The sequence below is a fragment of the Arthrobacter sp. B0316-1-20 genome (assembly GCF_059091865.1).
Window position 1 is genome coordinate 145,214 of record NZ_JBNHHC010000015.1, and the last position, 23,353, is coordinate 168,566.

Consider the following 23,353-nt stretch of genomic DNA (forward strand, 5'->3'; position numbering starts at 1 on the left):
AGAATATGAGCAACACAGAAACCGGACAATTCCCGGTGACCAAGAGCGACGACGAATGGCGGCGCGAGCTGAGCCCGGAGGAATACCATGTGCTCCGCGAGGCCGGCACCGAGCGTCCGTACACCGGCAAGTACTGGGACAGCCATGTAGAAGGTGTCTACAGCTGCCGCGCCTGCGGAGCCGAGCTGTTCACCAGCAAGGAGAAGTTCGATTCGCATTGCGGCTGGCCGTCCTTCTGGGCGCCGCTGGCCGAGGGAACGGTCCGCTACCTGCGGGACTCGACCATGGGCATGGTGCGCATTGAGGTGCGCTGCGCCAACTGCAATTCGCATCTGGGCCATGTGTTCGAGGGCGAAGGCTACGGGACCCCCACGGACCAGCGCTACTGCATCAACTCGGTGTCCCTGACTTTGAAGGGCGCAGAAGAGCCCACGTAGTTCCTTCTCCTCACTGCTGCGCCGGTGACGCTTCGCCGTTCCCGGCCGTGATCAAGCCCGGCCAGCACGAGCCGGGCTTTGTCATGTCCGCCCGTCCGGAGAGCTGAGCATTACAATTGCTTACCTGTCGCCTGTTTTGAAATAAGTGTGGCTGTTGCGTTGCTACGCTCACTGAATACTTCAGACATCGCCGGGACCTGCCCGGCCGACGGAAAGGCGAGGCAACGATGACCATCACCACCATGCGCTCCACTTCCCCCAGCCCATTGCAGGAAAACCCGGCCCAGCACCCCGCCTGGCTGCGCTTGAAAGCGGCGGCCACCGAACTGCGCGGGCTTCAGGTCCACGACGGCTCGGTGCCGGAAGACGGCAATAAGCCGGCGGCAGCCCGGCACACGGACGCCATCATCGAAGCCATCGGGAAGCTGGCGCCGCTGTTCGAACACGACGCCGAGTACTTGGACAAGCTGGCCGCGGACTTCCGCCGCTGGCGCGACGGCGGCTTCGGCGTTCCGGACTTCCTCGACTCGTTGCTGGCGTTCCAGCCGCAGCAGCACCGGATCAACGGGCTGCAGCACCTGGTGGTCTTTCCGATGTACACGCAGAACGGCAGCAGCGACCGACTGGTCGAAGCCGTGCTGATCGAAGTCATCTGGCCGGACTTCATCGGCGAGCTGGAGGCCGGCGCCTACTCCAACAAACTGTTCGTGCCCATCCGCTTCCTGGACTTCACCGCCGGCTATGACACCAACTCCGCCGTGCTCTTCCCGGAGACCGTGGCCGTGCGCGAAACACCGGCCTTCACCTGGGGCGCCATTTTCGCCGACCGCGAGGCAGCACGCTTCCGCACCGTGGTCCGCGCCGCCGCCGAGATCACCTCGCTCCAGCTGCCGGAGGAAGCCGCCGCGCTGCTGGATGACCAGCAGCTGACGCAGGAAACCTTTGTGATGTGGGACCTGATCCACGACCGCACGCACATGCGCGGCGACCTGCCGTTCGATCCGTTCATGATCAAGCAGCGGATGCCGTACTTCCTTTACTCGCTCGAGGAACTGCGCTGCGACCTGACGGCCTTCCGCGAATCCGTGCGCCTGTCCCACGACAGCAAGACCTCCGACGAGGTCCGCAGGCACGCCCGACTGGTGCAGTACGCGGTGATCTTCGACCGGATCTTCCGCTTCGCCATCACCGGCAACCGGGTGCGCAACTACGACGGCCTGGGCGGCCAGCTGCTGTTCGCCTGGCTCCATCAGCACCGGGTGCTGCACTGGACCGATGGCAAGCTCTCCATCGACTGGGACAACGTGGCGGATGCCGTGGTGGCCCTTGGCCACGAGATCGAGGAGCTTTACTGGCGTTCCATCGACCGGCCCAAGGTGGCGCACTGGCTGGCCGCTTACGAGATGCTGACCAAGACGCTGACCCCGCATCCGGCCTCGGTCTGGGCCAAGGGCCCCGACGCCCTCCCGCTGACCGGCCTGCCGCGCGAGGTGACCGACCAGGTGATGGACGACGAGTTCCCGCTGTCCATGTTCTACGAGGCGTTGTCCCGGAAGATGAAGCCGGTGATCGAGTCCACCTCCGGGATCACGTCAGAGGCGGCCTGAGATGGCCGGCGGCCCGCAGTCCAACACCGGCGCGGCGCCCGTCGGCGCCGACCAACTGCTCGGCGCCGCGCCGGGACCCGGCGGGCTGGCCGGCCTGAAGGTCATGGTGGCGGGAGCCTCCGGCGCGTCGGGCCAGGCCGTCACCGCCGCCCTGACCGGCGCCGGCGCCACGGTGCTGGCGGTGGGCAGCAACAGGGACCGGCTCACCGCCGCCTACGGGAAGAACGACGCCGTTGCCTCCTTCGAGTGCAACCTCGCCGACCGCGCGGCGGTCGAAGGGCTGGCCGACTCGATCGCCGCGCAGCACGGCGGCACCGACGGCCTGATCCATCTGGTCGGCGGCTGGCGCGGCGGCAAAGGACTGACCGGCCAGTCGGACGAAGACTGGGACTTCCTGCACGCGCAGCTGATCACCACGCTGCGGAACACCACACGCGCCTTTTACCCCCAGCTCGAGGGGTCCCGATCCGGTCGGGTGGCCATTGTCTCGGCCACCGCAACCGAATCCCCTACCGCCTCCGGCGCCAACTACGCCGCCGCCAAGGCGGCCGCGGAGAGCTGGATGCTCTCCGCGGCCGACGGCTTCCGCCGAGCCCAGTCCGGGCGTAAGGAGGGGCCCGTCCCCCAGCGCTCCGCCGCCGTCGTCCTGGCGGTCAAAGCGCTGGTGGATGATTCCATGCGCCGGGCCGATCCGGCGAAGTCGTTCCCCGGCTTCACCGACGTAGCAGACCTGGGCCGTGCCGCAGCCGGACTGTTCGTCCTGGACGCCGGCCTGCTCAACGGAGCCCACATCCGGCTGGCCTGACGCGCACCCGCTGTGACGGCACCCACTGATTAAGGAATACTGAAACACGTGACTGATTCCCCCCTGCTCTCCGGTTCCCTGCACGACACCGACCTGCGCGGCTTTGCCTCCGACAACTACTCCGGCGTCCACCCGGAAATCCTGACGGCGCTGGCCCATGCCAACACCGGGCACCAGGTCGCGTACGGCGAGGATGCGTACACCGCCCGGCTGCAGCAGGTCATCGCCGGGCACTTCGGCGAGTCCGCCCAGGCGTTCCCGGTGTTCAACGGCACCGGCGCGAACGTCCTGTCGCTGCAGTCGCTGCTGCCGCGCTGGGGCGCCGTCATTTGTGCTTCCACCGCCCATATCAATGTGGATGAGAACGGCGCGCCCGAACGCGTCGGCGGGATCAAACTCTTGTCCGTGCCGACCGAGGACGGCAAGCTCACCACCGAGCTAATCGACCGGGAGGCCTGGGGCTGGGGCGACGAACACCGCGCCCAGCCGCTGGCAGTGTCCATCACGCAGAGCACCGAACTGGGCACGCTGTACAGCATCGAGGAAATCCGCGCGATTGCCGACCATGTGCACGAGCGCGGCATGAAGCTGCACATGGACGGGGCGCGGCTCTCCAATGCGGCCGCCGCGCTGGGCACGGACCTGCGCAGCTTTACCACCGACGCCGGCGTGGACATCCTCTCGCTCGGCGGCACCAAGAACGGCCTGCTCTACGGCGAATGCGTGGTGGTGCTGAATCCTGACGCGGCCCACGGCCTGCCCTACCTGCGCAAGATGAACATGCAGTTGGCCTCAAAGATGCGGTTCATCTCGGCCCAGTTCATCGCCCTGTTCGACGGCGACCTGTGGCTGCGTTCGGCGTCCCACGCCAACGTCATGGCCGCCCGGCTGCGCGCCGCCGTCGACGGCACCACCGGGCTGTCGCTGACCCAGCCCACCCAGTCCAACGCAGTGTTTGCCACGCTGCCGCCCGGCGTGGCCGACCGGCTGCGGCAGAAGTTCCGCTTCTACGACTGGGATGAATCGCGCGGCGAGGTCCGCTGGATGTGCTCCTTCGACACCACCGAAGAGGACATCGATGCGTTCGCGGCGGCCATCCGGAGCGAGCTTTCCTAGCCAGGTTCCGGTTGTTCCCGTTCCCCCGAACTTTCCGGCGCGCCTGCCTGACGTCCTGCGGCGGCAGGCCTAATCTGGCATTGTGAGTGCGATAGATCTCTCAGCAGTGCCGCCAGAGTTCCTGCGGGCACTGTCGGCCTTGCGCCAAGCGCAGTGCCGGAACGAACTGAAGCTGGAGGAAATCCCGGCTCCCTCGCGGTTGGCCCCGTTCGCCGTGGCCCTCGGCGCCGAGGTGATCGGCCAGCCCGGCCCCAGGCCACTGCACGAAACCGTGGTTACCCCACTGCAGACCGCCGACGCGCAGGAACTGGCCACCGGGCGGTTCATCCTGCTGCACGACCCGGAAGGCTCACCGGTCTGGGACGGCACCTTCCGGATTGTCACCTATATTCGGGCCGAACTGGACGCGGAGATGGGGAACGACACCATGCTCGGCTCGGTCGCGTGGGACTGGCTGGTGGAAGCCTTGGAAAACCACGGCGCCCCGTATCGCAACGCCGGAGGAACCGCCACCCGCATCCTGTCCGAAAGCTACGGCACGCTCAGCGGCCGGCAGGACTCAATCGACATCGAACTGCGAGCTTCCTGGACGCCGGCCTCCGCCGACATCCGCTCCCATCTGGAGGCTTGGAGCGACATGGTCTGCACCTACGCCGGCCTGCCGCCGCTGCCTGACGGTGTGACGGCGCTGCCGAACCGCCGCCGGAACTAGCGAAGCGCGTGAGCGAACCGCTGAGCCGGTCCAAAAACGCGGCCCGGTCGGCAACACGAACGTTCCCGGCAACATATATTCGGCCCTCCGCTTACTGCTGGCCTAAACTGAACGGATCATGAGCTCCTTGACTTCGGACGCGTCCGGGCACGACGGCCCAGACCTGAGCACTTCCAACGACGCCGCAGAACCACAGGAGCAGGCTTCCCAGCTGATCCACCTCGATGCGCCGCGCGAAGGCGTACCTTTGGTCATCGCCACCGAATCCGGACTGCAGCGGGCCGCCGACGCCCTGGCAGCGGGCACCGGGCCGGTCGCCATCGATGCTGAGCGGGCCTCCGGCTTCCGCTATGGTCAGCGCGCGTTCCTGGTTCAGCTGCGGCGCGAAGGCGCCGGCACCTGGCTGATCGACCCCGAGCCGTTCGACGACCTGAGGCTGCTCAACGACTCACTGCGCGGCGTCGAATGGATCCTGCACGCCGCGACCCAGGACCTGCCCTGCCTGTCCGAACTCGGCATGTGGCCGGACAAACTTTTCGACACCGAACTTGCCGCCCGGCTCGCCGGGATGCCCCGCGTGGGCTTGGCTGCGGTGATCGAATCCCTGCTCGGCTTCACCCTGGCCAAGGAGCATTCCGCCGCCGACTGGTCCACGCGCCCCTTGCCCGAGCCCTGGCTTCGGTATGCAGCCCTCGACGTCGAGGTGCTCATCGAACTCCGCGAGGCATTGATCGCCAAGCTGAAGGACGCCGGCAAGCTCGAGTACGCGCTGGAAGAGTTCGAGGCCGTCCGTACCGCCCCGCCGTCGTCCCCGCGCGTGGACCCCTGGCGGCGCACCTCCGGGCTGCACCAGATCCGCGACCGCCGGCAACTGGCCGCCGTGCGCGAACTCTGGAACGAACGCGAGGCTTTGGCCGCCAAGCGCGACGTGGCACCGGGCAGGCTGATTCCCGACTCCGCCGTGGTCGCCGCCGCCAAAGCCATGCCCGCCACCGTTCCCCAGCTGCTGGAAACCCACGGCTTCCACGGGCGGGCCGCCCAGCGCGAAGCCCCGCGCTGGCTGCGGTGCATTGCCGCCGCGCGGAACCAGACCGACCTGCCTCCGCTGCACCTGCCCACCAACGCTCCCCCGCCGCCGCGCTCCTGGGCGGACAAGGACCCGGCCGCCGCGGCCCGGCTGCAAACCGTCCGGCCCCGGTTGGCAACCCTGGCCGAGCAGCTGGACATGCCGGTGGAGAACCTGCTCACTCCCGACTACCTGCGCCGCACCGCTTGGCGTCCGCCGGAGCCGATCACGGAACAGACCGTGGACGCGGCCCTGGAAGAGCTGGGCGCCCGGCCCTGGCAACGCAAACTCACCGCCGGCTTACTGGCCGATGCCTACGCCAACCCGGAGCCCCTGGCATTGAAGGAACGCGAAGAGAAACCGCAAGACACTGACGACGGCGTTGCCCGCAGCGCCGTGCGGAGGCGGGCTTCCACCGGTAGCGCGGCCGGTGCCGCCGGGGCTTCAGCCTCGGCCGGTGCCGCAGGGGCTTCCACCTCTGCCGGTGCCGCTGTCGGCTCCATCCGACGACGCCGGCGTGAACGGCGCTCCCCCGCCTGACCCCGCGCACTGGCCGACGCGGCCGCCAAAAGCTGCCCCGAACGTGCGCGCGCCTACCCTTCCTGGTTCGCTTTTCGCTCGCGTTCCTCGTAGGCTTCCTCCCCGGGACCGGTGAACGCCTGGTTGCGCTCGATGGCGTCGATCGAGCCGGTGAACAGCTGAGAGTCGCCCGCATCGGTCTTCGCCGCCGCCGCGGGACGACGGCGAGCGTCGGGGCTCTCCCCGGTGTTCACCGGACCGACGGCTTCCCACCGCTGCCGGGGCAGTGCCTGCGGGTATTCACGCTGCAGGAAGGTAACCATTGATTCCCGCACGAGGCAGCGAAGGTCGAACAGTGTGCCGCTGTCCTCGGCACTGACCAGAATGCGCACGCGGACCAGCGCGTTGACGGCGTCGGTGACCTGCAGGATGGCGGTGCGTCCGTCCCAGATCTCGGTCCCCTCCACCACGGTCTTGAGGTGCTCGCGCAGCTCGTCCAGGGGAACCCGCCAGTCCACGTCCAGCTCAACTGTTCCCAGCAGGGCGGCTGTCCGGCGGGTCCAGTTCTCGAAGGGCGTGCTGGTGAAGTAGGTGGAGGGCAGGATCAGCCGCCGGTCATCCCAGATGTGGACCACCACGTAGGTCATGGTGATCTCCTCCACCGTGCCCCATTGGTTCTCGACCACCACGACGTCGTCCACCCGGATGGCATCCGTGAAGGCCAGCTGCATGCCGGCAAAGACATTGGTCAGGGAGCTCTGCGCCGCGAGGCCGGCAACCACGGAGAGAACGCCGGCGGAGGCCAGGATACCGGCACCGAGGGCCCGGACCTGGGGAATGGTCAGCAGCACGCACGCGACCGCGATCGTCACGATCAGCGCCACTGCCACACGGCGCCCCAGGATCACCTGCGTCTTAAGCCGGCGCAGCCGGCGGTTGTCCTTGGTGTCCGTGCGGTACTTGGCCAGGATGGCCGCCTCAATGACCAGGAGTACGACGACGGCGAACCAGGCCAGCGCAGCTATGAGCACCACGATCAGGACGAATTCCACGGCGGTGAACCACGGCTCATTGGCAGAGGTGATACGCAGGCCCGCCCGGATTCCGATGGCGGCCAGTGCCACCCGGAAGGGGTTGCGCCCGCGGGCCGAGACGTTCCGGATGTTCGGCACGCGCCGGAACAGCTGGTTCACTGCCAGCCGCAGCAGCGACGTGATCACCAGTGCTGCGGCGACGGCGATCAGCACTACTGTCGCCGGTTGGATCAGGTCAAGAAAATCATCCATATTTCCGATGGTGTCAGATCCGGCGCGCAGCCTGTCCAATCGGGCTGCGCGACAATCCCGGGCAGATACCGGTGCTGGAGTGCTTGGAGTTGCTGCCGCGCCTGCCCAGGGCCCCGAACGCTGTACAGATGCTGTGTGAAGTATTAAATGCATGTTTGATCGGCGAAATGTTCTACGTTCGCAGCACCTCCCCGGGCTGCCGGCGGGTGAGAGGCCATCAGGCAAAGGACGCCGGGTCCGACGCTCTCTGACAGATGGCAGCGACGGTGGGTACAGCCACAGCGAGCACTCGGTTAAGCACGGAATCGACGACGATGATACCGACATTGTCCATACCGAACCGGAAGGGCACTTACCGATCCATGGAGGCAGGAGGCACCCGGCGGCGGTGACCCCCGTCGAGCGACGACAGCTCCCACGGCTGGACACAGTCGAGCTGTGCAAGGAGTTGAATGATCTGCGACTCCCCTAGCTGGATCGGTGGCAGTACTTGAAATCGGCCCATCTGGTGATGCTGCGGCGAGACACCTGTCCGGACGTACTCACTGTTATCGGCTCGGGAAGATCTCGGGAAAACCGGGGGAATGCACCAGTGCTGCAGTGATCATGCGGCGCATGATGATGTTGTGAAAAGGCCGAATTAAGTTGAAGTAGAGCGGTCCCGTCCAACGGCGGTAATGGACGACGGTAGTGATTTGGAACTTGTTCTTGGGCTCGGTTCCGGTCGGCTCGACCTCGACGATGAGGTGGGCGATTAGATGAGTGTCCTCGGCGGTGAGCACCAGGTAGGTGTCTTCTTTGCTTGCGGAAACCGTGAAGAAGGCTAGTCTGCCTCCGGGGCGGAGGCTGATCTCTGCAGGGCGAGGTGCGCGGTTCGTACGGCCGGATGGGTGTGCGAGGCGCATTAGGCGGGCCAGCCCGCCACGAGCCACGAACAGCGCCTTTAGCCAGATCGGTTGCCACGACAGGATGTTGCTGATGCCCTCACGTAGAGACAGTGATGTTTTGGCGCTCACCCTGTCCACGTGGTCTGCTGACTTCAAGTATCGCTGAAGTTCGGGGTACATGAGTTCACCTTTCATGGGGGGCGCCGCTGTGGGTACTGCCAGGCAAAGTAGCAGATCTGAACCGGGGAAGGCGGCAGGTAGAACGCAAACAGGATGTTGTCCCTACGGCTAGCGAGCCAGTGTTTACTTTCCTCCGGCCAGCGCCCGTGTGTAGGTCGGCGGTCAGCGCGGGCACGCAGAACCACCCAGCACTCGCGGCGCGTCCCTGTCACGTTTGAAACAGGCTGGCGAGACTGGGCACCGGAAGGAACGGCATGTACTCGTCCCAACCCAGGAAGAACGAAAACAACGCGTGGATGAGCGGGGCCGACAATGCGGCCAAGACGACGTACAGAACGGTGCGTCTGCGCGTCATTCTGAACACCAGTGGCGGTAACACGATCGTCACTAGCGCGGGTACAGGATAGTAAACCCACCATGGCAGGCCGAACAGCAGTCCGTACTTTCCGATCAGCATGCCGGCAACGACGACGATCAGCGACACGACGATGACAGCCCGCAGCCGGCGCCGAAAGGCAGCCCGTCCCAGGACCAGGCGCAGGAGCAGAACAAACTCTGCAAGGGCGGCCGCGACCATGACCGTGAAATGCCATTCAGTATCCACTGCTGCTCCCCCTGTATCCCCCCGAACCCGGCTCTGGCACGCATTTGCCCCTAAAGATGCCGGTGCGGCCGGGAACACCCTCCCATGTTTTCTCATCCGTTTCCCGCATCGGCGCAGTGTCTTGGCTCCATTTCCCAGATTCCTCGGTTTCTGACGATTTCTGACGACGTCGCGGCCTTACTCCGTGATGTAAGCGGCCGTCACTGGCAGTCCTAGAGGACGGATGGGGTCCGGTGCGTTAGGGCCGGACGGTGAGCTGATGGCCGCACCGCTGAGTATGGTCTGCTCGATGGCTTCGCTGGTTCGGGGAAGGGTCTCGGCGGGCCGGGCGCCGAGTGGTCACTGTCCGGCGAGGGCCTGTACCACTCCGTTCAGGATCAGGTCGAGCCCGTATTCGAATTCCTCCCGGTAGTCGTAGCCGGGCTGCATGACATGGTGCGAGACGAACTCTGCCAGGTTGAGGTAGTCGTTCGCCGGCAACGGCTCGAACATGTCCTGGGCCATCGCCGCCACCCCGTCCGTGGTCTCGAACGGGTTGCTCATCCTCGTCAGGGCAAAGCCGTAAATGCACCCGTCCAGCACGGAGTAGGCGTGGGCCACCATCCCGACGTCGAAACCGGCCGAGCCCAGCTTGCCAATGACGGCGCCATGATGGCGCAGGTTGGCCGGTCCTGGACGCCTGCGGGACTCGATCAGGCCGATGGCCCAGCGGTGGCGCGCGAGGAGATTGCGAAGCGACAGTGCACGGTCCCAGCAAACGGAGTATTTTCCGAGCAGCCACCGGGGGTCGCGCCGGCCTCACCCAAGCGGCTGGCACGGATCGCGGGCATCTTCTACCTCGTCGTCGGCATCACGGGAGGCTTCTCCGAGGGTTTTGTCGATCCCTTCCTGTATGTCGCCGGCGACGCGGCCGCCACATCCGCCAAAGTAGCCGCCTACGAGGTGCTCATGCGGGTCGGCGTCCCATCATCCGCTGTCACCCGCAGCCGCCGTCCGGGCATAGTGAGCACCACCAGGCTGGCGATGACCAGAAGGATCCCGCCCCAGCCCTGCAGCGGCAGCCGTTCGCCCACCACCAACACCGCCAGCACCGCAGCCACCACCGGCTCCGCCAGGGACAGCGTTGTGGCTGTGCTCGCGCGCACCCGCGCCAGTCCGAGCCCAAACAACACGTAGCCGGCGAACATCGGCACCAAAGCCATGTACGCACCGACGGCGGCGTTGCTCCAGGATGCCAGCAGCGGCGCCCCCGTGGCCAACAGCACCGGCATCAGCATCAGTCCGCCGGCGCCGAACATCGCTCCCATGGCGGCACGGGCCTGCACGCCGCCGCCGATGATCCGGTGGGCCGCCCAGGAATAGAGCGCATACGTCAGTCCCGCCAGCAGGCCCAAGCCGATCCCGGCCAACGTGCCGCCGCCTGCCGCGTCCCCGGCACCGCCTGCGGAATGGCCACCGCCTCGCGCGGCAGCGAAACAGAGCAGTACGGTCCCGGAGAGCCCCAGCAAGGCGGCACCGCCCCAGCGCACACTCAACCTATGCCGGTCGAAGGCGCGCTCAATCAGGGCAGAAGCCAACGGTGCCGAGCCGATGCTCACCACCGTGCCCACAGCAACCCCGGCCAGATGCATCGAGCTGTAAAAGGCCAACGGATACACCGCTACAGCCAGGGCACCAAGCAGCACCAGTTTCCACTGACCCAGCAGCTGCAGACGGGCGCGCTCCATCGGCCGCACCGCGGTCAACGCCTGGAGCAGCCCGCCCACCCCCATGGCCACCGCGCCGATGGTGAGCGGGCCGACGTCGGGCGCAAACGTGGCGGCCGTCCCGGTGGTTCCCCACAGCACGGAAGCCGCCAGCACCAGCAGCGCGCCGGAGACCGCACCGGGATGCGCCGGTGCCCGCCGGGGCGGCTGTTGTAGATTCATTGCTCCTCGTCGGGTTGCCAACAGGGCCAGCCTATACACGGCACTTCTCACCGGCGCGACGGCCACCGCTTGCTGCGCATGTTACCCGCGGGTAACATATGGCTGGTACTGTGTCCCGCATCTCATGGAGGTTCCAGTGAGCCCTACGTCCGTGCCCCGCGCCCTGCGTGATGTCGTCTTCGTGGACGGCGTGCGCACTCCGTTCGGTAAAGCGGGTGAGAAGGGCATTCACGCCGGCACTCGCGCCGACGATCTGGTGGTCAAATGCGTCCGTGAACTGCTGCGCCGCAATCCCTCGCTGCCGCCGGAGCGCATCGACGATGTGGCCATCGCGGCCACCACTCAGACCGGCGACCAGGGGCTGACCATTGGGCGTACCGCGGCGTTGCTTGCCGGATTGCCCCGCTCGGTGCCCGGCTTCGCCATCGACCGCATGTGCGCCGGCGCCATGACCGCGGTGACGACGACGGCCGGCGGCATCGCCTTCGGCGCGTACGACGTGGTGGTGGCCGGCGGCGTCGAACACATGGGGAACCACCCTATGGGCCAAGGCGTGGACCCGAACCCCCGGTTTGCCAGCGAGCGCTTGGTGGACCCTGCTGCACTGAACATGGGCAACACTGCGGAGAACCTGCACGACCGCTTTCCCGTCATCACCAAGGAACGCGCCGATGCCTACGCCGTGGCCAGCCAGGCCAAGCTCGCGGCGGCGTACCAAGACGGCAAGATCCAGCTCGATCTGGTGCCGGTGGCCGGCCGGAAGCCGGGCGAAGGGTGGTCGCTGCACAGCGCTGACGAGCCGCCACGACCGGACACCACCCTGGAGGACCTGGCCGGGCTGCGCACGCCGTTCCGCCCGCACGGTCGTGTCACCGCTGGCAATGCAGCCGGCCTGAACGACGGCGCCACCGCCTCGCTGCTGGCATCCGCGGAAGCCGCCGAGGAGTTGGGCTTGCCCGTGAAGATGCGGCTGGTCTCCTACGCCTTCGCCGGGGTGGAGCCCGAGGTGATGGGCATTGGCCCGGTCCCTGCCACCGAGAAGGCGCTGAAGATGGCCGGGCTGGACGTCGCAGACATCGGACTGTTCGAGATCAATGAAGCCTTTGCCGTGCAGGTCCTCTCCTTCTTGGACCACTACGGCATTGCCGACGACGATCCACGCGTCAACCGCTATGGCGGGGCCATCGCCGTCGGGCATCCGCTGGCCGCCTCCGGGGTGCGGCTGATGACCCAGCTGGCCCGGCAGTTCGAAGACGACCCGTCGGTTCGTTACGGGCTGACCACCATGTGCATCGGGTTGGGCATGGGCGGAACCGTGATCTGGGAAAACCCGCACCACGCCGAGTACTCGGGCCGCCAAACAGTTCCCGCCACCGCCGCAGTATCCGCAGGAGAGGACCACGCATGACCGCCGCCGATTTCACCGCCTTGGCCGCCAAGTTCCCGGACGAGACCGTCACCCACTCCTATATTCGGGACGTGGAGCTGCCCGGGGCCGGGACACTTGCCCTGCTGACCCTGGACAACGACCTGGACCACCGCAAGCCCACCACCCTCGGGCCGAACACCCTGGTGGAGCTGGGCACGGCGCTCGAAGGGCTCAAGGCCCGGGCCGCGGCAGGCGCGATCTCCGCCGTCGCCGTCACCGGCAAGCCCTACTACTTAGTGGCCGGCGCAGACCTGGGCTCCGTGGGAAAGCTCACCGACCCCGAGGACGGGCGGGCCATGGCCCGGCTGGGCCACGACGTCTACGCCACGCTGGCGACCATGGGCGTGCCGACCTTCGCCTTCATCAACGGTGCGGCGATGGGCGGCGGACTGGAGATCGCGCTGGCCGCCGACTACCGCACGGTCTCCGCCGGCGCCACCGGCATCTCGCTGCCGGAAGCCTTCCTGGGCCTAATCCCCGGCTGGGGCGGCGTCTACCGGCTGCCGCGGCTGATCGGCCCGGCCAACGCGGTCAAGGTCATGATTGAGAACCCGCTGAGCAACAACAAGATGCTCAACGGCCCGGCTGCCTACCGGCTGGGCATCACGGACGCGCTGTTCGAGCCGGCCGATTTCCTGGAGCAGTCGCTGGCCTGGGCCGCGAGGATCCTGAGCGACGACGACGCCCGCCGCCAGGTGGCCGGACGCCGCGCCGAGACCTCCGCCGCCACCGAGACTGACTGGGACCAGGCCATCGCCGCCGGGCGGGCATTCGTCGAAGCCAAGACCTCCAACGCTGCGCCGGCGCCGGCCAAGGTGCTGGACGTGATGGAAGCCGGCCGCGGCAGGAGCCAGCAAGAATCCGCCGACCTGGAAGTCGAAGCGCTGGCCGAGCTGATGCAGACCCCGCACTTCCGCGACACCGTATACGCCTTCCTGGGGCTGGTGCAAAAGCGGTCCAAGCGCCCGGCCGGTGCGCCTGACCCGCAGCTGGCCCGGCCGGTCACCAAGGTGGGCGTGGTCGGCGCCGGCCTGATGGCCAGCCAATTGGCTCTGCTGTTCGCCCGGCAACTGAAGGTGCCGGTGGTCATGACGGACATCGACCAGGCCCGGGTGGACAAGGGCGTGGGCTACGTCCATGCCGAAGTGGACAAGCTGCTGGCCAAAAAACGCATCTCTCCCGATGCGGCCAACCGCACCAAGGCCTTGGTCACCGGTTCGGTCTCCAAGCAAGCCTTCGCAGACGCCGACTTCGTGATCGAGGCGGTGTTCGAGGAACTGTCCGTCAAGAAACAGGTCTTCGCCGAAGTGGAAGCAGTGGTCTCCGAGAACTGCATCCTGGCCACCAACACCTCCTCGCTCTCCGTCACCGAGATGGCAGCGGACCTGCTGCATCCCGAACGGGTGATCGGCTTCCACTTCTTCAACCCCGTCGCCGTGATGCCGCTGCTGGAAATCGTGCGCGCGCCAAAGACCAGCGACGAAGTCCTCTCCACCGCCTTCGTCCTGGGCAAGGCGCTCAAGAAGACCACCGTGCTGGTCCAGGATGCCGCAGCCTTTGTGGTGAACCGCGTCCTGCTGCGACTGATGGGCGAAGTGGCGACGGCGTTCGACGAAGGCACCCCCGCGGATGTGGCCGACAACGCGCTGAAGCCCATGGGCCTGCCGATGACCCCGTTCACCCTGCTGGCCATGGTCGGCATCCCGGTGGCCCAGCACGTCACCGAGTCGCTGCACGCCGCGTTCGGCGACCGGTTCCGCGTCTCCGCCAACCAGCAGCGGCTCATCGACAACGGCATCAAGTCCTTGTGGGTGACCGACGAGAGCGGCCGGCAGGTCATCCCCGAGGCCACCCTCGCGCTGCTGGAATTCGGTGACTCCCCCAGCACCTCCGAACAACTGCTCCGCCGCACCCAGGACGCCCTGGCCGAGGAAATCGGGCTCATGCTCGACGAAGGCGTGGTCGCCGCACCCGAGGACATCGACCTGTGCATGATCATGGGCGCCGGCTGGCCGCTGCATCTGGGCGGCATCACCCCCTACCTGGACCGCGTCGGCGCCTCCGAACGAATCAACGGCCGGAAGTTCCACCCCAACCGGTAGGACCGCCGCGACGCGCCGCCGTCGTCCTTCTGAAGTGAGGACGACGACGGCGCGCGCCGCTGGGCGCACGCGGCCGTCGGCAGGGAGACTTCCTACGGCGACGTGCGTCCGACGGTGGATGTCAGGAGCGGGCCGGGCGCTGGATGGCCATGGCGCATCCCATGGAGACCAGCACCGCGATGACGGCCAGGAGCAGCATGCCGCCGAAGCCGCCGCCGGAGGACTCAATCAGCATGCCGCTGACCACCGGCCCGATGGCGAAGCCTGAACCGATCATCAAGTTGGTCGAGTTCATCACATGGCTGCCGCCAATGTCCGACAGGGACGCGAGCAGGTAAGGAAGAATGAACGTCCACGCGAACTTGAAGACCAGGGCGGCGATCGCGAACCGGATGAGTCCCGGTGCTCCGAACAGCAGCGCGACGCTGCTGCCTAGCGCCAAGTACCCTGCGAGCAGGAACCATTTGCGCTTGGGGCTGTCCCCTAGGAAGGTCGCCACCAGCGGCGCCGCGATGCCCGGGATCGTGGCAATGGCCAGCACCAGGCTGGACGTCGAGAGATCGATGCCTGCACCACCCGAGATCTGTGCCATGAAGGACCAGACACCGCTAAGACCGATGTAGAACAGCAGCACGGCGGCGAGCCCGATCACGAATTTGACCTTCGAGCCCGCACGAGCTGGATGCTTTTCCGCAGCCGGGATATTCGCTTCCGCTAGTGGTCGGCGCAGCATGTCGCCGTCGACCATCCGCACCACGGGCAGGCAGCAGGCCGTGAGGGCAGCCATCGTCCAGTAGATGGCGGATACGTCGGCGTCTGCGTACAAAGCCGGGAACGCGAACAAGATCACGGCACCCATCAGCAGTTGGAACACCACAAAGACGCCGAACCCGCGGCTGGGGTTGGCCGTCTTTCCGCTGAGGGTCAGGATGATGACGGTGATGGATCCGGCCGCCAGCGACGTGATCACGCGAAGGACTACCAGCAGCGCGAAGCTGTCCACGAACCCGGAGGCCAGGTTGCCGGTAATTGCGATGGCGGTGCAGACGTACGTGACGGTCCTCAGGTTCAGCCGGTTAAGCCACAGGTAGGCCGGGACTGTGGCAAGGCTGAACGCCCCCAGTTCAAGGGAGAACAACATACCCAGTTCAGTCGGCGTCAGACCGAATTGCTCGATCAGCTTGCCAGCGATCACCGGCGCGATCAGAAGCACCATGTACAGCACGGCGCTGAAAACGGCGATGTAGGTGTAGATCCCCCGGTCGGTGCCAGCGGCAGGGCGCGCGGAAGTCAGGGTAACGGACATCAGTGTCCTTTCGGATTGGATGAAAGAGCTGGTGCTCCGGTAGGCAGGCCCAGCCGAAGCCACCGGGGTGATTCGTGCGGTTTAGCGGAACAGGGGTCAGGCGTTGGCCGTTTCCGCTTCCGTCGGAGCGGATTCAGGTGCAGCGGCGTCGTAGACCTTGCGTCCGGCAAACCAGGTCTGCCGGGCGCTGATGTTGCGCACTTCATCCACGGGTACGTCATGGGGGTTATTCGTCAGCACGATGAAATCGGCGGACTTCCCCGGCACCAGCGAGCCGGTGACGTCATCAAGGCCCATCGCCTCGGCGCTGGCCGTGGTGTAGATGCGGACGGCCTCATCCAAAGTGATGGCCTGCTCTTTCCACAGCGTCCCCGGAAATTGGCCGGTAGGGTCCTGCCGGGTCACCAGACCGTAAATGCCTTCCCAGGCGTTCGGCGAGACGCTGACCGGCCAGTCCGACCCGCCGGCGATCCGGGCACCCGCGTCAAGCAGGCTTCTGTTTGGCTGCATCTTCGACGCGCGCTCCGCGGGCAGCACCGCAGCGATCGCTTCCGAGATCACCCCGGGGAACCACAGCGAGGGCGAGATATCGGCGGTAACGTCCAGCTGCGCAAAGCGGCTGATGTCGTCGGGATGCACGAACTGTCCGTGCGCGATGTGGTATTTCGGCCCGGTGTAGCCCGCGGCCCGCACCTTTTCAACGGTGTCCAGGACCAGCCGAACCGAGGCGTCGCCGGTGCAGTGGATCTTGGCGGAGATCCCCCGTGCGGCCGTGCTCATCAGCCATTCCTCCAACTCCGCCGGATCCATCGTGGTCCCGCCGCAGTGGCACTCCGGGAAGCCGGACACCGGCAGGTAAGGCTCGATGAAGGCCGCGGTGCCGGCCGGCGGAACGCCGTCGAGGAAAATTTTGATGAAGTCCGGCCGGTGATGGCGCGAACGCGTTTCTTCACGGTGGGCAATGATCCCCTCACCCAATGGCTGGGTGCCGAAAATGAAATCGTTGGCCTGCATGGAGGACACCACCCAGGCATGCAGCTCGCCGTCGTCATCAAGTTGTTTGAGGGCACGCATGAGTGGGAGCGATGCAGCTGCGTCCTGGAACCCCGTGACCCCGTAGGAATGCAGGATCTCAATGCCGCGCGCGGCCGCCTGTGCCAATTGCTCTGTGCTCACCGGCTGCAGGCTGGCGAGTGTCTGCTCCACGATCACGCCACCGGCCTCGATCAGCACCCCGGTGGCAGCCCCGGACTCATCGCGCAAAATCTGCCCGCCAGCGGGATCGGGCGTGGCCGCCTCGATGCCGGCCAGCTCCAGGGCTCGCGAATTTGCCCAACGGTTGTGCTTCGAGTCGTCTTTGAGCAGGGCAGGACGGCCGCCCGTTGCCGCATCCAGTCGTGCCAGCGCGTCCGCCGAGTTCATTTCGTTCATCAAGCCGGAGCCCCAGCTACCACCGACTACCCACTCGTCCGGTTCGAGTCCGACCGCGTAGGAGGCAATCGCTGCCAGGAAGCCGTCCAGGTCCAGCGTGGGCGGCGCGTCCAACTCAAACAGATCCATCTGACCGGCGATCATGTGGTGGTTGTGGACGTCCATCAGGCCCGGCATCACAAAGGCGCCGTCCAGATCGACGGTGAGGGTCTCCGGCCCGCGCAGTTGCTCGGCCCGCTCCCCTATCGCCTGGATGAGGCCGCCCCGGATCGCCATCGCCGTGGCGCGGGGTGTACCCGCATCGAGGGTCTCGATCACGCCGTTGACCAGCACCACATCCGCAAAATCTTCGGCCACGTATTGCTCCTCTTGTTGAACCGTTTAGTTATTCGAGCATCAGCGTATGTGTGACCGGCGCCATTCGACTTGACTCTCAGAGCATGACGCTTGATTTCTACGGCAGGAGAATCACAGGCCTTCAACTTCTCTATTTCGACTGGGCAGCATTTTGAACGCTCTCTCCTGCGCCGGACAAATCTAGGGTCGGCGCCTCCGAATGAATTAACGGCCGGAAGTTCCACCCCAACCGGTAGGATCGCGGCGTGGAAAGCCTCCCGCTTAGGAAAGCAGCTCGAGCTCCCAGTCCTTAAGGTCGGCCACCGGCGCGAACAGGCGCGCGTCGATCTCGTCGAGGGGCAGGCCGTTGCGGACGCGGTTGGGCCAGTCCCTGTTGCCCAGAGCCGCCTTCCCCAGGGCGACGACGTCGGCCGCGCCGTCGGCCAGCATGGACACGGCCGTCTCCGGGTCGTCCAAGTGGCCGTTAGTGATCACCGGTAGCCCGGAGTGCTGTTTGGCCAGGGCGGCAAGCGAGGGGCCCTTGTCGCCGAAGGCCGGGGCGTAGGCCTTGTACTCGGTCGTGTGGATGAAGTCGATGCCCGTGGCGGCCAGAGTGGAGAAGATGACGGCTGCCTCCTCGGCGCCGCCGGCCCACCGGTGGTCGTGGTCGCTGACCTTCGACTGGGAGATGCGGATGCCCAAGGTCGTCTCCGGACCCACGGCCTCGCGCACGGCGCGGGCTATCTCCGCGGCGAAACGCACCCGGTTCTGCGGTGAGCCGCCGTACTCGTCGGTGCGCAGGTTGAGATAGTCGGTAAGGAACTGGTCTAGCAGGTAGCCGTTGGCACCGTGGATTTCAACGCCGTCGAACCCGGCCTCCTCTGCGTGCAGCGCGGCGGCCACGAAGCCCTGGCGGACCTCCTCCATCTGCTCCCGCGTGACTTCGGAGGGCACCCGGTACGGGCCTTCGCCGCGGTAGAAGCCCAACTGCTCCCCCTTGGGGGCGACCGCCGAGGGGCCGATCGTGGAGTCCATGAAGCGGCTGCCCTGGGCTTGGGACCCGGCGTGCATGAGCTGGGCGAAGATCGTGGACCCGGCCGCGTGGACAGCGTCGACGACCGTCGTCCACGACCGCGCCTGCTCGGCGGTCGCCAGACCGGGCTGATACAGGTAGCCCTGGCTGTAGGCGGTGTCTGGGTAGACGCCCTCGGTTATCAGCAGCCCGAATCCGCCGCGCGCGAAGGCCTCATAGTAGGAGACCATCTTCTCCGTCACCATGCCCTCCTCGGTGGCGCTGATGCGGGTCATGGGGGCCAGAGCCACACGGTTTGGCAGCTGCGTGGAACCGATCTGCAGGGGTGACCAGAGCGGGGTGAGGTCAGTCACGAGGATCTCCTTGCCTTTTTCCCAGGGTCGGGGTCCACCTGTAGTGACAGGTTTACACCGACCCGGATGAGCCGGCAAAAGTCAGTAGGTCTGCGCCCTTTGCTTGTAGCACGGGAGTCCCGTAAGTTTGCGGGAGGTTGCCACCGCTCAACGAGAGCCGTCACGAGGGGCGGAGCAGCCTGCCTCTCTCCTATGCCGGGGGGAGGTACACTCCTCCGGGCCCGCGCCAGCGGGACCGGTAGTCAAAGCGGCATCTCCCGCGAACGGTTTGGAAGGTTTTGCTCAATCTGTACCGGCAATCTTTCTATGTCCCATCGGAGTCACCATTGGCATAAGTGAGATCAGGCGATTGCCGTATGTGTACCGGCAGGAAGACTCCGAGGAAGAACAGTAGTACTCCTTTTGGCAATGGATGCCGGCAGAGCATGGCAGGGGCAGTGAACCTCTTAGCCCACAAAGGCGTCTCTAAAGATGACGGCGGGGTACGCCGGGGCCGAGGCGCCTCCACACTGCCCTGTACAGGGGCACAGCCCGCACTCCACGGAACATCCCGCCGTCACATACTTCAGGATTCGGCAAGCTTCGTCTGGGAAGGTCAGCCTATGACTCTTGATGCGAGCCCCAGCAGGCGCACACTGCTGGGTGTGTCCGCGGCGGCCTGTTCTGCCTGTGTCCTGGCTGCCTGCGCACCTCCGGGAAGCGGCAGCGGCCAAACCGCGTCAGACGCCAACGGCCTAGCCGGAGGCTCTCCGGCTACTGCGGCTTCCGGCGGCACACCGGTGCAGGTCCTGAAGCTCGCCGACGTTGCCGTCGGGGACAGCGCGAGCGGCGAGGCCAGCGGTCAGAAGGTTCTGGTTTACCGCCCGGATGAGAAAACCGTGGACGCCTATAGCGCCATTTGCACGCACCAGGGCTGCACGGTGGCGCCGGCGGGCGCCGAATTCCACTGCCTCTGCCATGGCTCTGTTTACAGTGCCCAGGATGGCTCCGTGCTGGGCGGACCAGCGCCGAAACCGCTACCACGCTTTGCCGCGGCCATCGAGGGAGACTGGATCACCGTCACCGTGTGAAGTGTGCTTCGTTCCCGTCGATTCCTGCGGTTCGGTTAGAAAGATCCAAGGAACGTCCGGAACAATAACGGACATGACTTCCTCCCTGCCTTCACGCCGAGCCATACTGACCGCCACTACCGCCGCTGGTTCCGTGGGCGCGCTAACAGCCTGCTCTCCTTTTCAGGACTTCACCGGCGCGCAAGGCGCTTCCGCGTCGCCTATCGCAACCGACGGGACGCCGGTCCGCGTGGGTAAGCTGAGCGACGTGCCGGTCGGCGGGAGCGCCAGCGGTGAAGCCGAGGGGCAGAAGGTCCTTGTCTACCGTCCCGATGAGACGACGGTACTTGCCTACAGTGCGGTGTGCACCCACCAAGGCTGCGCCGTGCACGCCACGGACAGCGAATTCGCCTGTCCGTGCCACAACTCGACCTTCGCGCTCGACGACGGGACGGTGACGGGTGGGCCGGCACCGGCGCCGCTCCCCCGTTATGCCGCTGCCATCGACGGCGAGTGGATCACCGTCACGCTCTAACTCAGGTCTCCGCCTACCCTCTTTCTTCCTCAGTGTCCTTGGAACGCCTCGGCCAGCCACCAGGAGCCGCCGTCGGAGGCGATCTTGGCGTCAATGATTAAGGGACGGGCGGGCGAGGACGCCAGCCATGCGGACACGCCGGCGAGGTCATCCAGTGTCCTGACGGTGATTCCGTCGGCGCCGAAGCCGCGGGCAATCGCCGCAATGTCCGTATCGGGGAAGGTGACCGTCGACAGGTCGACGGGAGGACCGCCGCCGTCGTTGTTGCCGAAGTGGTGCACTTCGGCGCTGTAGGCGGCGTCGTTGTAGACAATCACGACCAGCGGCAGGCCGAGCCGCACGGCGGTCTCCAGCTCTGCAATCGACATGAGGAACCCACCGTCGCCGGTGCCGAGGACCGGCAGCCTGTCCGGCTGCGCCATGGCAGCGCCGATCGAGGTGGCCAGTCCCAGGCCGATGGACTGGAAAGCCTGGGTGAAGCAGAACCCGAACTCGTCGGGCACATCAAGGTACTGGCTGGGGTAGCCCATGAAGTTGCCGGAATCGATGGAAACGATGCGGTCGGCCGGCAGCAGTTGGTCCAGTCGGGCGGTCAGCAGCCGCGGGTCAATCCGGTCCTCGGTGGACAGGTCCTCGACCGGGACATCCTGCCAGCGGACGCCGGCGCGGATGCGGTCCCGAACCGGCCCGGTTCGGTACTTGGCGGCCAGTAGGCCACGTCGGCGAAGGATTTCCAGCACGGCGTCGGCGGTCTGCCCGCTGTCCCCCAGGACGCCGAGGTCCACCGGCCGGTTGGCGCCGAGTGCGGAGTCCTCCACGTCCACCTGCGCGACTTTGGCGCCGCGGCCGATCAAGGCTCCCTGCCGCATGGTCCACATGTTCAGCGTGCAGCCGAAACCAACAATCAGGTCCGCGTCCGCGATGAGCTCCGCGGACACCGGGGAGGAGAAGCCGCCGGAGATGCCCAGCGAGAATGGCTCGCCGTTGAACAGTCCCTTGGCGACCGCCGACGTGGCAAGCAGCGCGCCGGCCTGGGCAGCCAAGGCCCGCAGTTGGTCACCGGCGCCGCGCGCACCGCGACCGGCTACGAAAACGGGACGTTCGGAGGCGGCAATCAGCTCGGCTAGGGCTTCGGCGGCGGCCGGCGCCGGCCGGACCGGCAGCGCCGCGGAGACCGTGGCGGCCGGGCCGGTCTCCGCGGCTGCGGGTGCCGGCTGGGCCTGCACATCCAGCGGCAGGTTCAGCACCACGGTGCGGCGCTCATTCACCGCCGTGCGGTAGGCCCGGACGGTGTCTGCGACGGCGCTGGCTGCTGAATGCACCCGCTCGGACTCGGCCCCCACGCTGCGGGCGAAGCCGGGCTGGTCCATGGCGAAATTGGACCGGACAGCCGAACCGGCGGTTTCGGCGGCCAACACCAACATCGGCGTCCGGGACTTGGCCGCCTCGCCGATGCCGGTGGCGGCGTTGGTCAGTCCGCATCCCTGGTGCACGGTAACGATGCCCAGCCTGCCGGACATCCTTGAGTACGCGTCCGCCATGGTGGCGGCCCCGCCCTCATGACGGCTGGCCGTGAACGGCACGCCGGCGGCCTTCAGCGCATTCGTGACCGCGAAATTGCCGCTGCCTACCACCCCGAAGGCGTGCCCGGCGCCGAGCCCGGCCAAGGTCTGTCCGATTAATTCGGCAATGGTGCGGGGCGGGTGCATGCGGGCACTCTCTTTCAGAATGTGTGAAGCGGCAGGCGGAACGTGGGCTGGCCGCAAAGGGAAACTGCCTGCCTTTAGCGCTCGACCATGGCAAAGATCCGGGCCGGGCTGCCGGTGCCGCCGACAATCGGCAGCGGCGCCACCACGATCACAGCGCCGGTGGTGGGCAGTTGCGCCAGGTTCTGCAGCGAGGTGATGCCGTACTTGTTGTTGCCCATCAGGTAGTGGTGCATCGGGAAGATCGGATCCAGCGCCCCGGCGTTGCCGGCATCGATGCCGACCGTTTCCACGCCGACGCCGGAGATCTTCGTCTCCTCGGCCAGCCACCGCGCGCACTCAACGGTGAATCCGGGGGTGTGGGAACCGGCGTCGTCCGCGTTGAGGAACTTCTCTTGGTCCTGGGCATAGGCATCCCAACCGGTGCGGAAGAGCACCCATCCGTTCTCCGGGATTGGCCCGTGCTGCTCTTCCCACGCTTGGACGTGGTGGACGTCCAGCAGAAAGTCCGGGTCCGCGGCTGCTTCGGCGGAGAAATCAAGCACGACGGCGGAGCCCACCAAACGGGGCAACGGCAGCTGGGCGACGTCGTCGCCTTCGCGCCCGGTGGCCCAGTGGATGGGCGCATCGATGTGCGTGCCGATGTGCTCGCCGGTGTGAATGTTCTGGTGCTTCCACATCGGGCCGCGGTGGTCATACGCCGCGATCTCTTCGAGGCTGAAGTCGATCAGGTTGGCAAACGGGTCCGGCAACCGCAGCGTGGGTGTCTGGGCGGAAAGCTTGTTGGTCAGGTCAATCAGCTCGATCCGTCCGCTGGACAGCGAGGTAAGCAGGTCGGTCAGTTGGCTCATGGACTTCACTTTCGTCACGGCAGGCTGCCTCGGATAGCGCACCAGCGCTGCAGCGGTTCCTGCCAACAGGGGGGG

At 66.5% G+C, this 23,353-nt stretch carries 20 protein-coding genes; 10 read left to right on the forward strand and 10 right to left on the reverse strand.

Annotation, left to right across the window (positions count from 1 at the left end; all coding sequences use genetic code 11):
* Window positions 1-5 precede the first annotated feature (5 nt).
* From msrB to AC5RW2_RS23680, 6 genes are all read left to right on the forward strand, one after another.
* Window positions 6-437 carry a peptide-methionine (R)-S-oxide reductase MsrB gene (gene msrB, locus AC5RW2_RS23655; protein ID WP_493950309.1) on the forward strand — a complete coding sequence of 144 codons (432 nt, stop codon included), beginning with the start codon at window positions 6-8 and terminating at the stop codon, window positions 435-437.
* A 227-nt stretch (window positions 438-664) separates the two neighbouring features.
* Window positions 665-2,044 carry a DUF6421 family protein gene (locus tag AC5RW2_RS23660; RefSeq protein WP_493961924.1) on the forward strand — a complete coding sequence of 460 codons (1,380 nt, stop codon included), beginning with the start codon at window positions 665-667 and terminating at the stop codon, window positions 2,042-2,044.
* A gap of 1 nt (window position 2,045) precedes the next feature.
* Window positions 2,046-2,849, forward strand: coding sequence for an SDR family NAD(P)-dependent oxidoreductase (locus tag AC5RW2_RS23665; RefSeq protein ID WP_493961923.1), 804 nt, complete (start codon window positions 2,046-2,048; stop codon window positions 2,847-2,849).
* A gap of 48 nt (window positions 2,850-2,897) precedes the next feature.
* Window positions 2,898-3,965 carry a threonine aldolase family protein gene (locus AC5RW2_RS23670; protein ID WP_493961922.1) on the forward strand — a complete coding sequence of 356 codons (1,068 nt, stop codon included), beginning with the start codon at window positions 2,898-2,900 and terminating at the stop codon, window positions 3,963-3,965.
* 82 nt (window positions 3,966-4,047) lie between these two features.
* Entirely contained in the window at window positions 4,048-4,677 is a 630-nt protein-coding gene (locus AC5RW2_RS23675; protein WP_493961921.1) for a DUF3000 domain-containing protein, read from the forward strand.
* Between the two features lie 118 nt (window positions 4,678-4,795).
* Window positions 4,796-6,283, forward strand: coding sequence for an HRDC domain-containing protein (locus AC5RW2_RS23680; protein WP_493961920.1), 1,488 nt, complete (start codon window positions 4,796-4,798; stop codon window positions 6,281-6,283).
* Between the two features lie 53 nt (window positions 6,284-6,336).
* Here AC5RW2_RS23680 and AC5RW2_RS23685 read toward each other — a convergent pair whose 3' ends face one another.
* From AC5RW2_RS23685 to AC5RW2_RS23705, 5 genes are all read right to left on the reverse strand, one after another.
* Window positions 6,337-7,548, reverse strand: a complete 1,212-nt coding sequence (locus AC5RW2_RS23685; RefSeq protein WP_493961919.1) for a mechanosensitive ion channel family protein — start codon at window positions 7,546-7,548, stop codon at window positions 6,337-6,339.
* 548 nt (window positions 7,549-8,096) lie between these two features.
* Window positions 8,097-8,615: a DUF2867 domain-containing protein gene (locus tag AC5RW2_RS23690; protein ID WP_493961918.1), complete on the reverse strand. Its 519-nt coding sequence runs from the start codon at window positions 8,613-8,615 to the stop codon at window positions 8,097-8,099.
* Window positions 8,616-8,823: 208 nt separating this feature from the next.
* Window positions 8,824-9,219, reverse strand: a complete 396-nt coding sequence (locus AC5RW2_RS23695) for a hypothetical protein (RefSeq protein ID WP_493950302.1) — start codon at window positions 9,217-9,219, stop codon at window positions 8,824-8,826.
* 339 nt (window positions 9,220-9,558) lie between these two features.
* A complete protein-coding gene (locus AC5RW2_RS23700; RefSeq protein ID WP_494074690.1) occupies window positions 9,559-9,996 on the reverse strand; it encodes a TetR/AcrR family transcriptional regulator C-terminal domain-containing protein in 438 nt (145 codons plus the stop codon).
* A gap of 158 nt (window positions 9,997-10,154) precedes the next feature.
* Window positions 10,155-11,147, reverse strand: a complete 993-nt coding sequence (locus tag AC5RW2_RS23705) for a DMT family transporter (protein ID WP_493961917.1) — start codon at window positions 11,145-11,147, stop codon at window positions 10,155-10,157.
* Window positions 11,148-11,283: 136 nt separating this feature from the next.
* Here AC5RW2_RS23705 and AC5RW2_RS23710 point away from each other — a divergent pair, with 136 nt between their 5' ends.
* Together AC5RW2_RS23710 and AC5RW2_RS23715 are read left to right on the forward strand one after the other, a co-directional pair.
* Entirely contained in the window at window positions 11,284-12,555 is a 1,272-nt protein-coding gene (locus AC5RW2_RS23710) for a thiolase family protein (RefSeq protein WP_493961916.1), read from the forward strand.
* Complete coding sequence (locus AC5RW2_RS23715) at window positions 12,552-14,678, forward strand: 3-hydroxyacyl-CoA dehydrogenase NAD-binding domain-containing protein (RefSeq protein ID WP_493961915.1); 2,127 nt, start codon at window positions 12,552-12,554, stop codon at window positions 14,676-14,678. Before AC5RW2_RS23710 ends, AC5RW2_RS23715 begins: the two co-directional genes overlap by 4 nt.
* A 121-nt stretch (window positions 14,679-14,799) precedes the next feature.
* Here AC5RW2_RS23715 and AC5RW2_RS23720 read toward each other — a convergent pair whose 3' ends face one another.
* The 3 genes from AC5RW2_RS23720 to AC5RW2_RS23730 form a co-directional block, all read right to left on the reverse strand.
* Window positions 14,800-15,984 (reverse strand): MFS transporter, encoded by a 1,185-nt coding sequence (locus tag AC5RW2_RS23720; protein WP_493961914.1) that lies wholly within the window; start codon window positions 15,982-15,984, stop codon window positions 14,800-14,802.
* 96 nt (window positions 15,985-16,080) lie between these two features.
* Window positions 16,081-17,772: an amidohydrolase gene (locus AC5RW2_RS23725; protein ID WP_493961913.1), complete on the reverse strand. Its 1,692-nt coding sequence runs from the start codon at window positions 17,770-17,772 to the stop codon at window positions 16,081-16,083.
* A 261-nt stretch (window positions 17,773-18,033) separates the two neighbouring features.
* Complete coding sequence (locus AC5RW2_RS23730; RefSeq protein WP_493961912.1) at window positions 18,034-19,137, reverse strand: oxidoreductase; 1,104 nt, start codon at window positions 19,135-19,137, stop codon at window positions 18,034-18,036.
* A gap of 779 nt (window positions 19,138-19,916) precedes the next feature.
* Between AC5RW2_RS23730 and AC5RW2_RS23735 the strand changes: the two genes are divergently transcribed.
* Both AC5RW2_RS23735 and AC5RW2_RS23740 read left to right on the forward strand, forming a co-directional pair.
* Window positions 19,917-20,207 (forward strand): QcrA and Rieske domain-containing protein, encoded by a 291-nt coding sequence (locus AC5RW2_RS23735; RefSeq protein ID WP_493961911.1) that lies wholly within the window; start codon window positions 19,917-19,919, stop codon window positions 20,205-20,207.
* A gap of 229 nt (window positions 20,208-20,436) precedes the next feature.
* Window positions 20,437-20,721 carry a QcrA and Rieske domain-containing protein gene (locus AC5RW2_RS23740; protein WP_494014794.1) on the forward strand — a complete coding sequence of 95 codons (285 nt, stop codon included), beginning with the start codon at window positions 20,437-20,439 and terminating at the stop codon, window positions 20,719-20,721.
* A gap of 29 nt (window positions 20,722-20,750) precedes the next feature.
* Here AC5RW2_RS23740 and AC5RW2_RS23745 read toward each other — a convergent pair whose 3' ends face one another.
* Entirely contained in the window at window positions 20,751-22,430 is a 1,680-nt protein-coding gene (locus tag AC5RW2_RS23745; RefSeq protein WP_493961910.1) for a thiamine pyrophosphate-binding protein, read from the reverse strand.
* Window positions 22,431-22,504: 74 nt separating this feature from the next.
* A complete protein-coding gene (locus AC5RW2_RS23750) occupies window positions 22,505-23,278 on the reverse strand; it encodes a cyclase family protein (RefSeq protein WP_493961909.1) in 774 nt (257 codons plus the stop codon).
* Window positions 23,279-23,353: the final 75 nt, after the last annotated feature.

Coding starts and splice junctions, on each gene's coding strand:
- msrB (WP_493950309.1), top strand. CDS start 6: ATGAGCAACACAGAAACCGGACAATTCCCGGTGACCAAGAGCGACGAC.
- AC5RW2_RS23660 (WP_493961924.1), top strand. CDS start 665: ATGACCATCACCACCATGCGCTCCACTTCCCCCAGCCCATTGCAGGAA.
- AC5RW2_RS23665 (WP_493961923.1), top strand. CDS start 2,046: ATGGCCGGCGGCCCGCAGTCCAACACCGGCGCGGCGCCCGTCGGCGCC.
- AC5RW2_RS23680 (WP_493961920.1), top strand. CDS start 4,796: ATGAGCTCCTTGACTTCGGACGCGTCCGGGCACGACGGCCCAGACCTG.
- AC5RW2_RS23685 (WP_493961919.1), bottom strand. CDS start 7,548: ATGGATGATTTTCTTGACCTGATCCAACCGGCGACAGTAGTGCTGATC.
- AC5RW2_RS23690 (WP_493961918.1), bottom strand. CDS start 8,615: ATGTACCCCGAACTTCAGCGATACTTGAAGTCAGCAGACCACGTGGAC.
- AC5RW2_RS23705 (WP_493961917.1), bottom strand. CDS start 11,147: ATGAATCTACAACAGCCGCCCCGGCGGGCACCGGCGCATCCCGGTGCG.
- AC5RW2_RS23715 (WP_493961915.1), top strand. CDS start 12,552: ATGACCGCCGCCGATTTCACCGCCTTGGCCGCCAAGTTCCCGGACGAG.
- AC5RW2_RS23720 (WP_493961914.1), bottom strand. CDS start 15,984: ATGTCCGTTACCCTGACTTCCGCGCGCCCTGCCGCTGGCACCGACCGG.
- AC5RW2_RS23745 (WP_493961910.1), bottom strand. CDS start 22,430: ATGCACCCGCCCCGCACCATTGCCGAATTAATCGGACAGACCTTGGCC.
- AC5RW2_RS23750 (WP_493961909.1), bottom strand. CDS start 23,278: ATGAGCCAACTGACCGACCTGCTTACCTCGCTGTCCAGCGGACGGATC.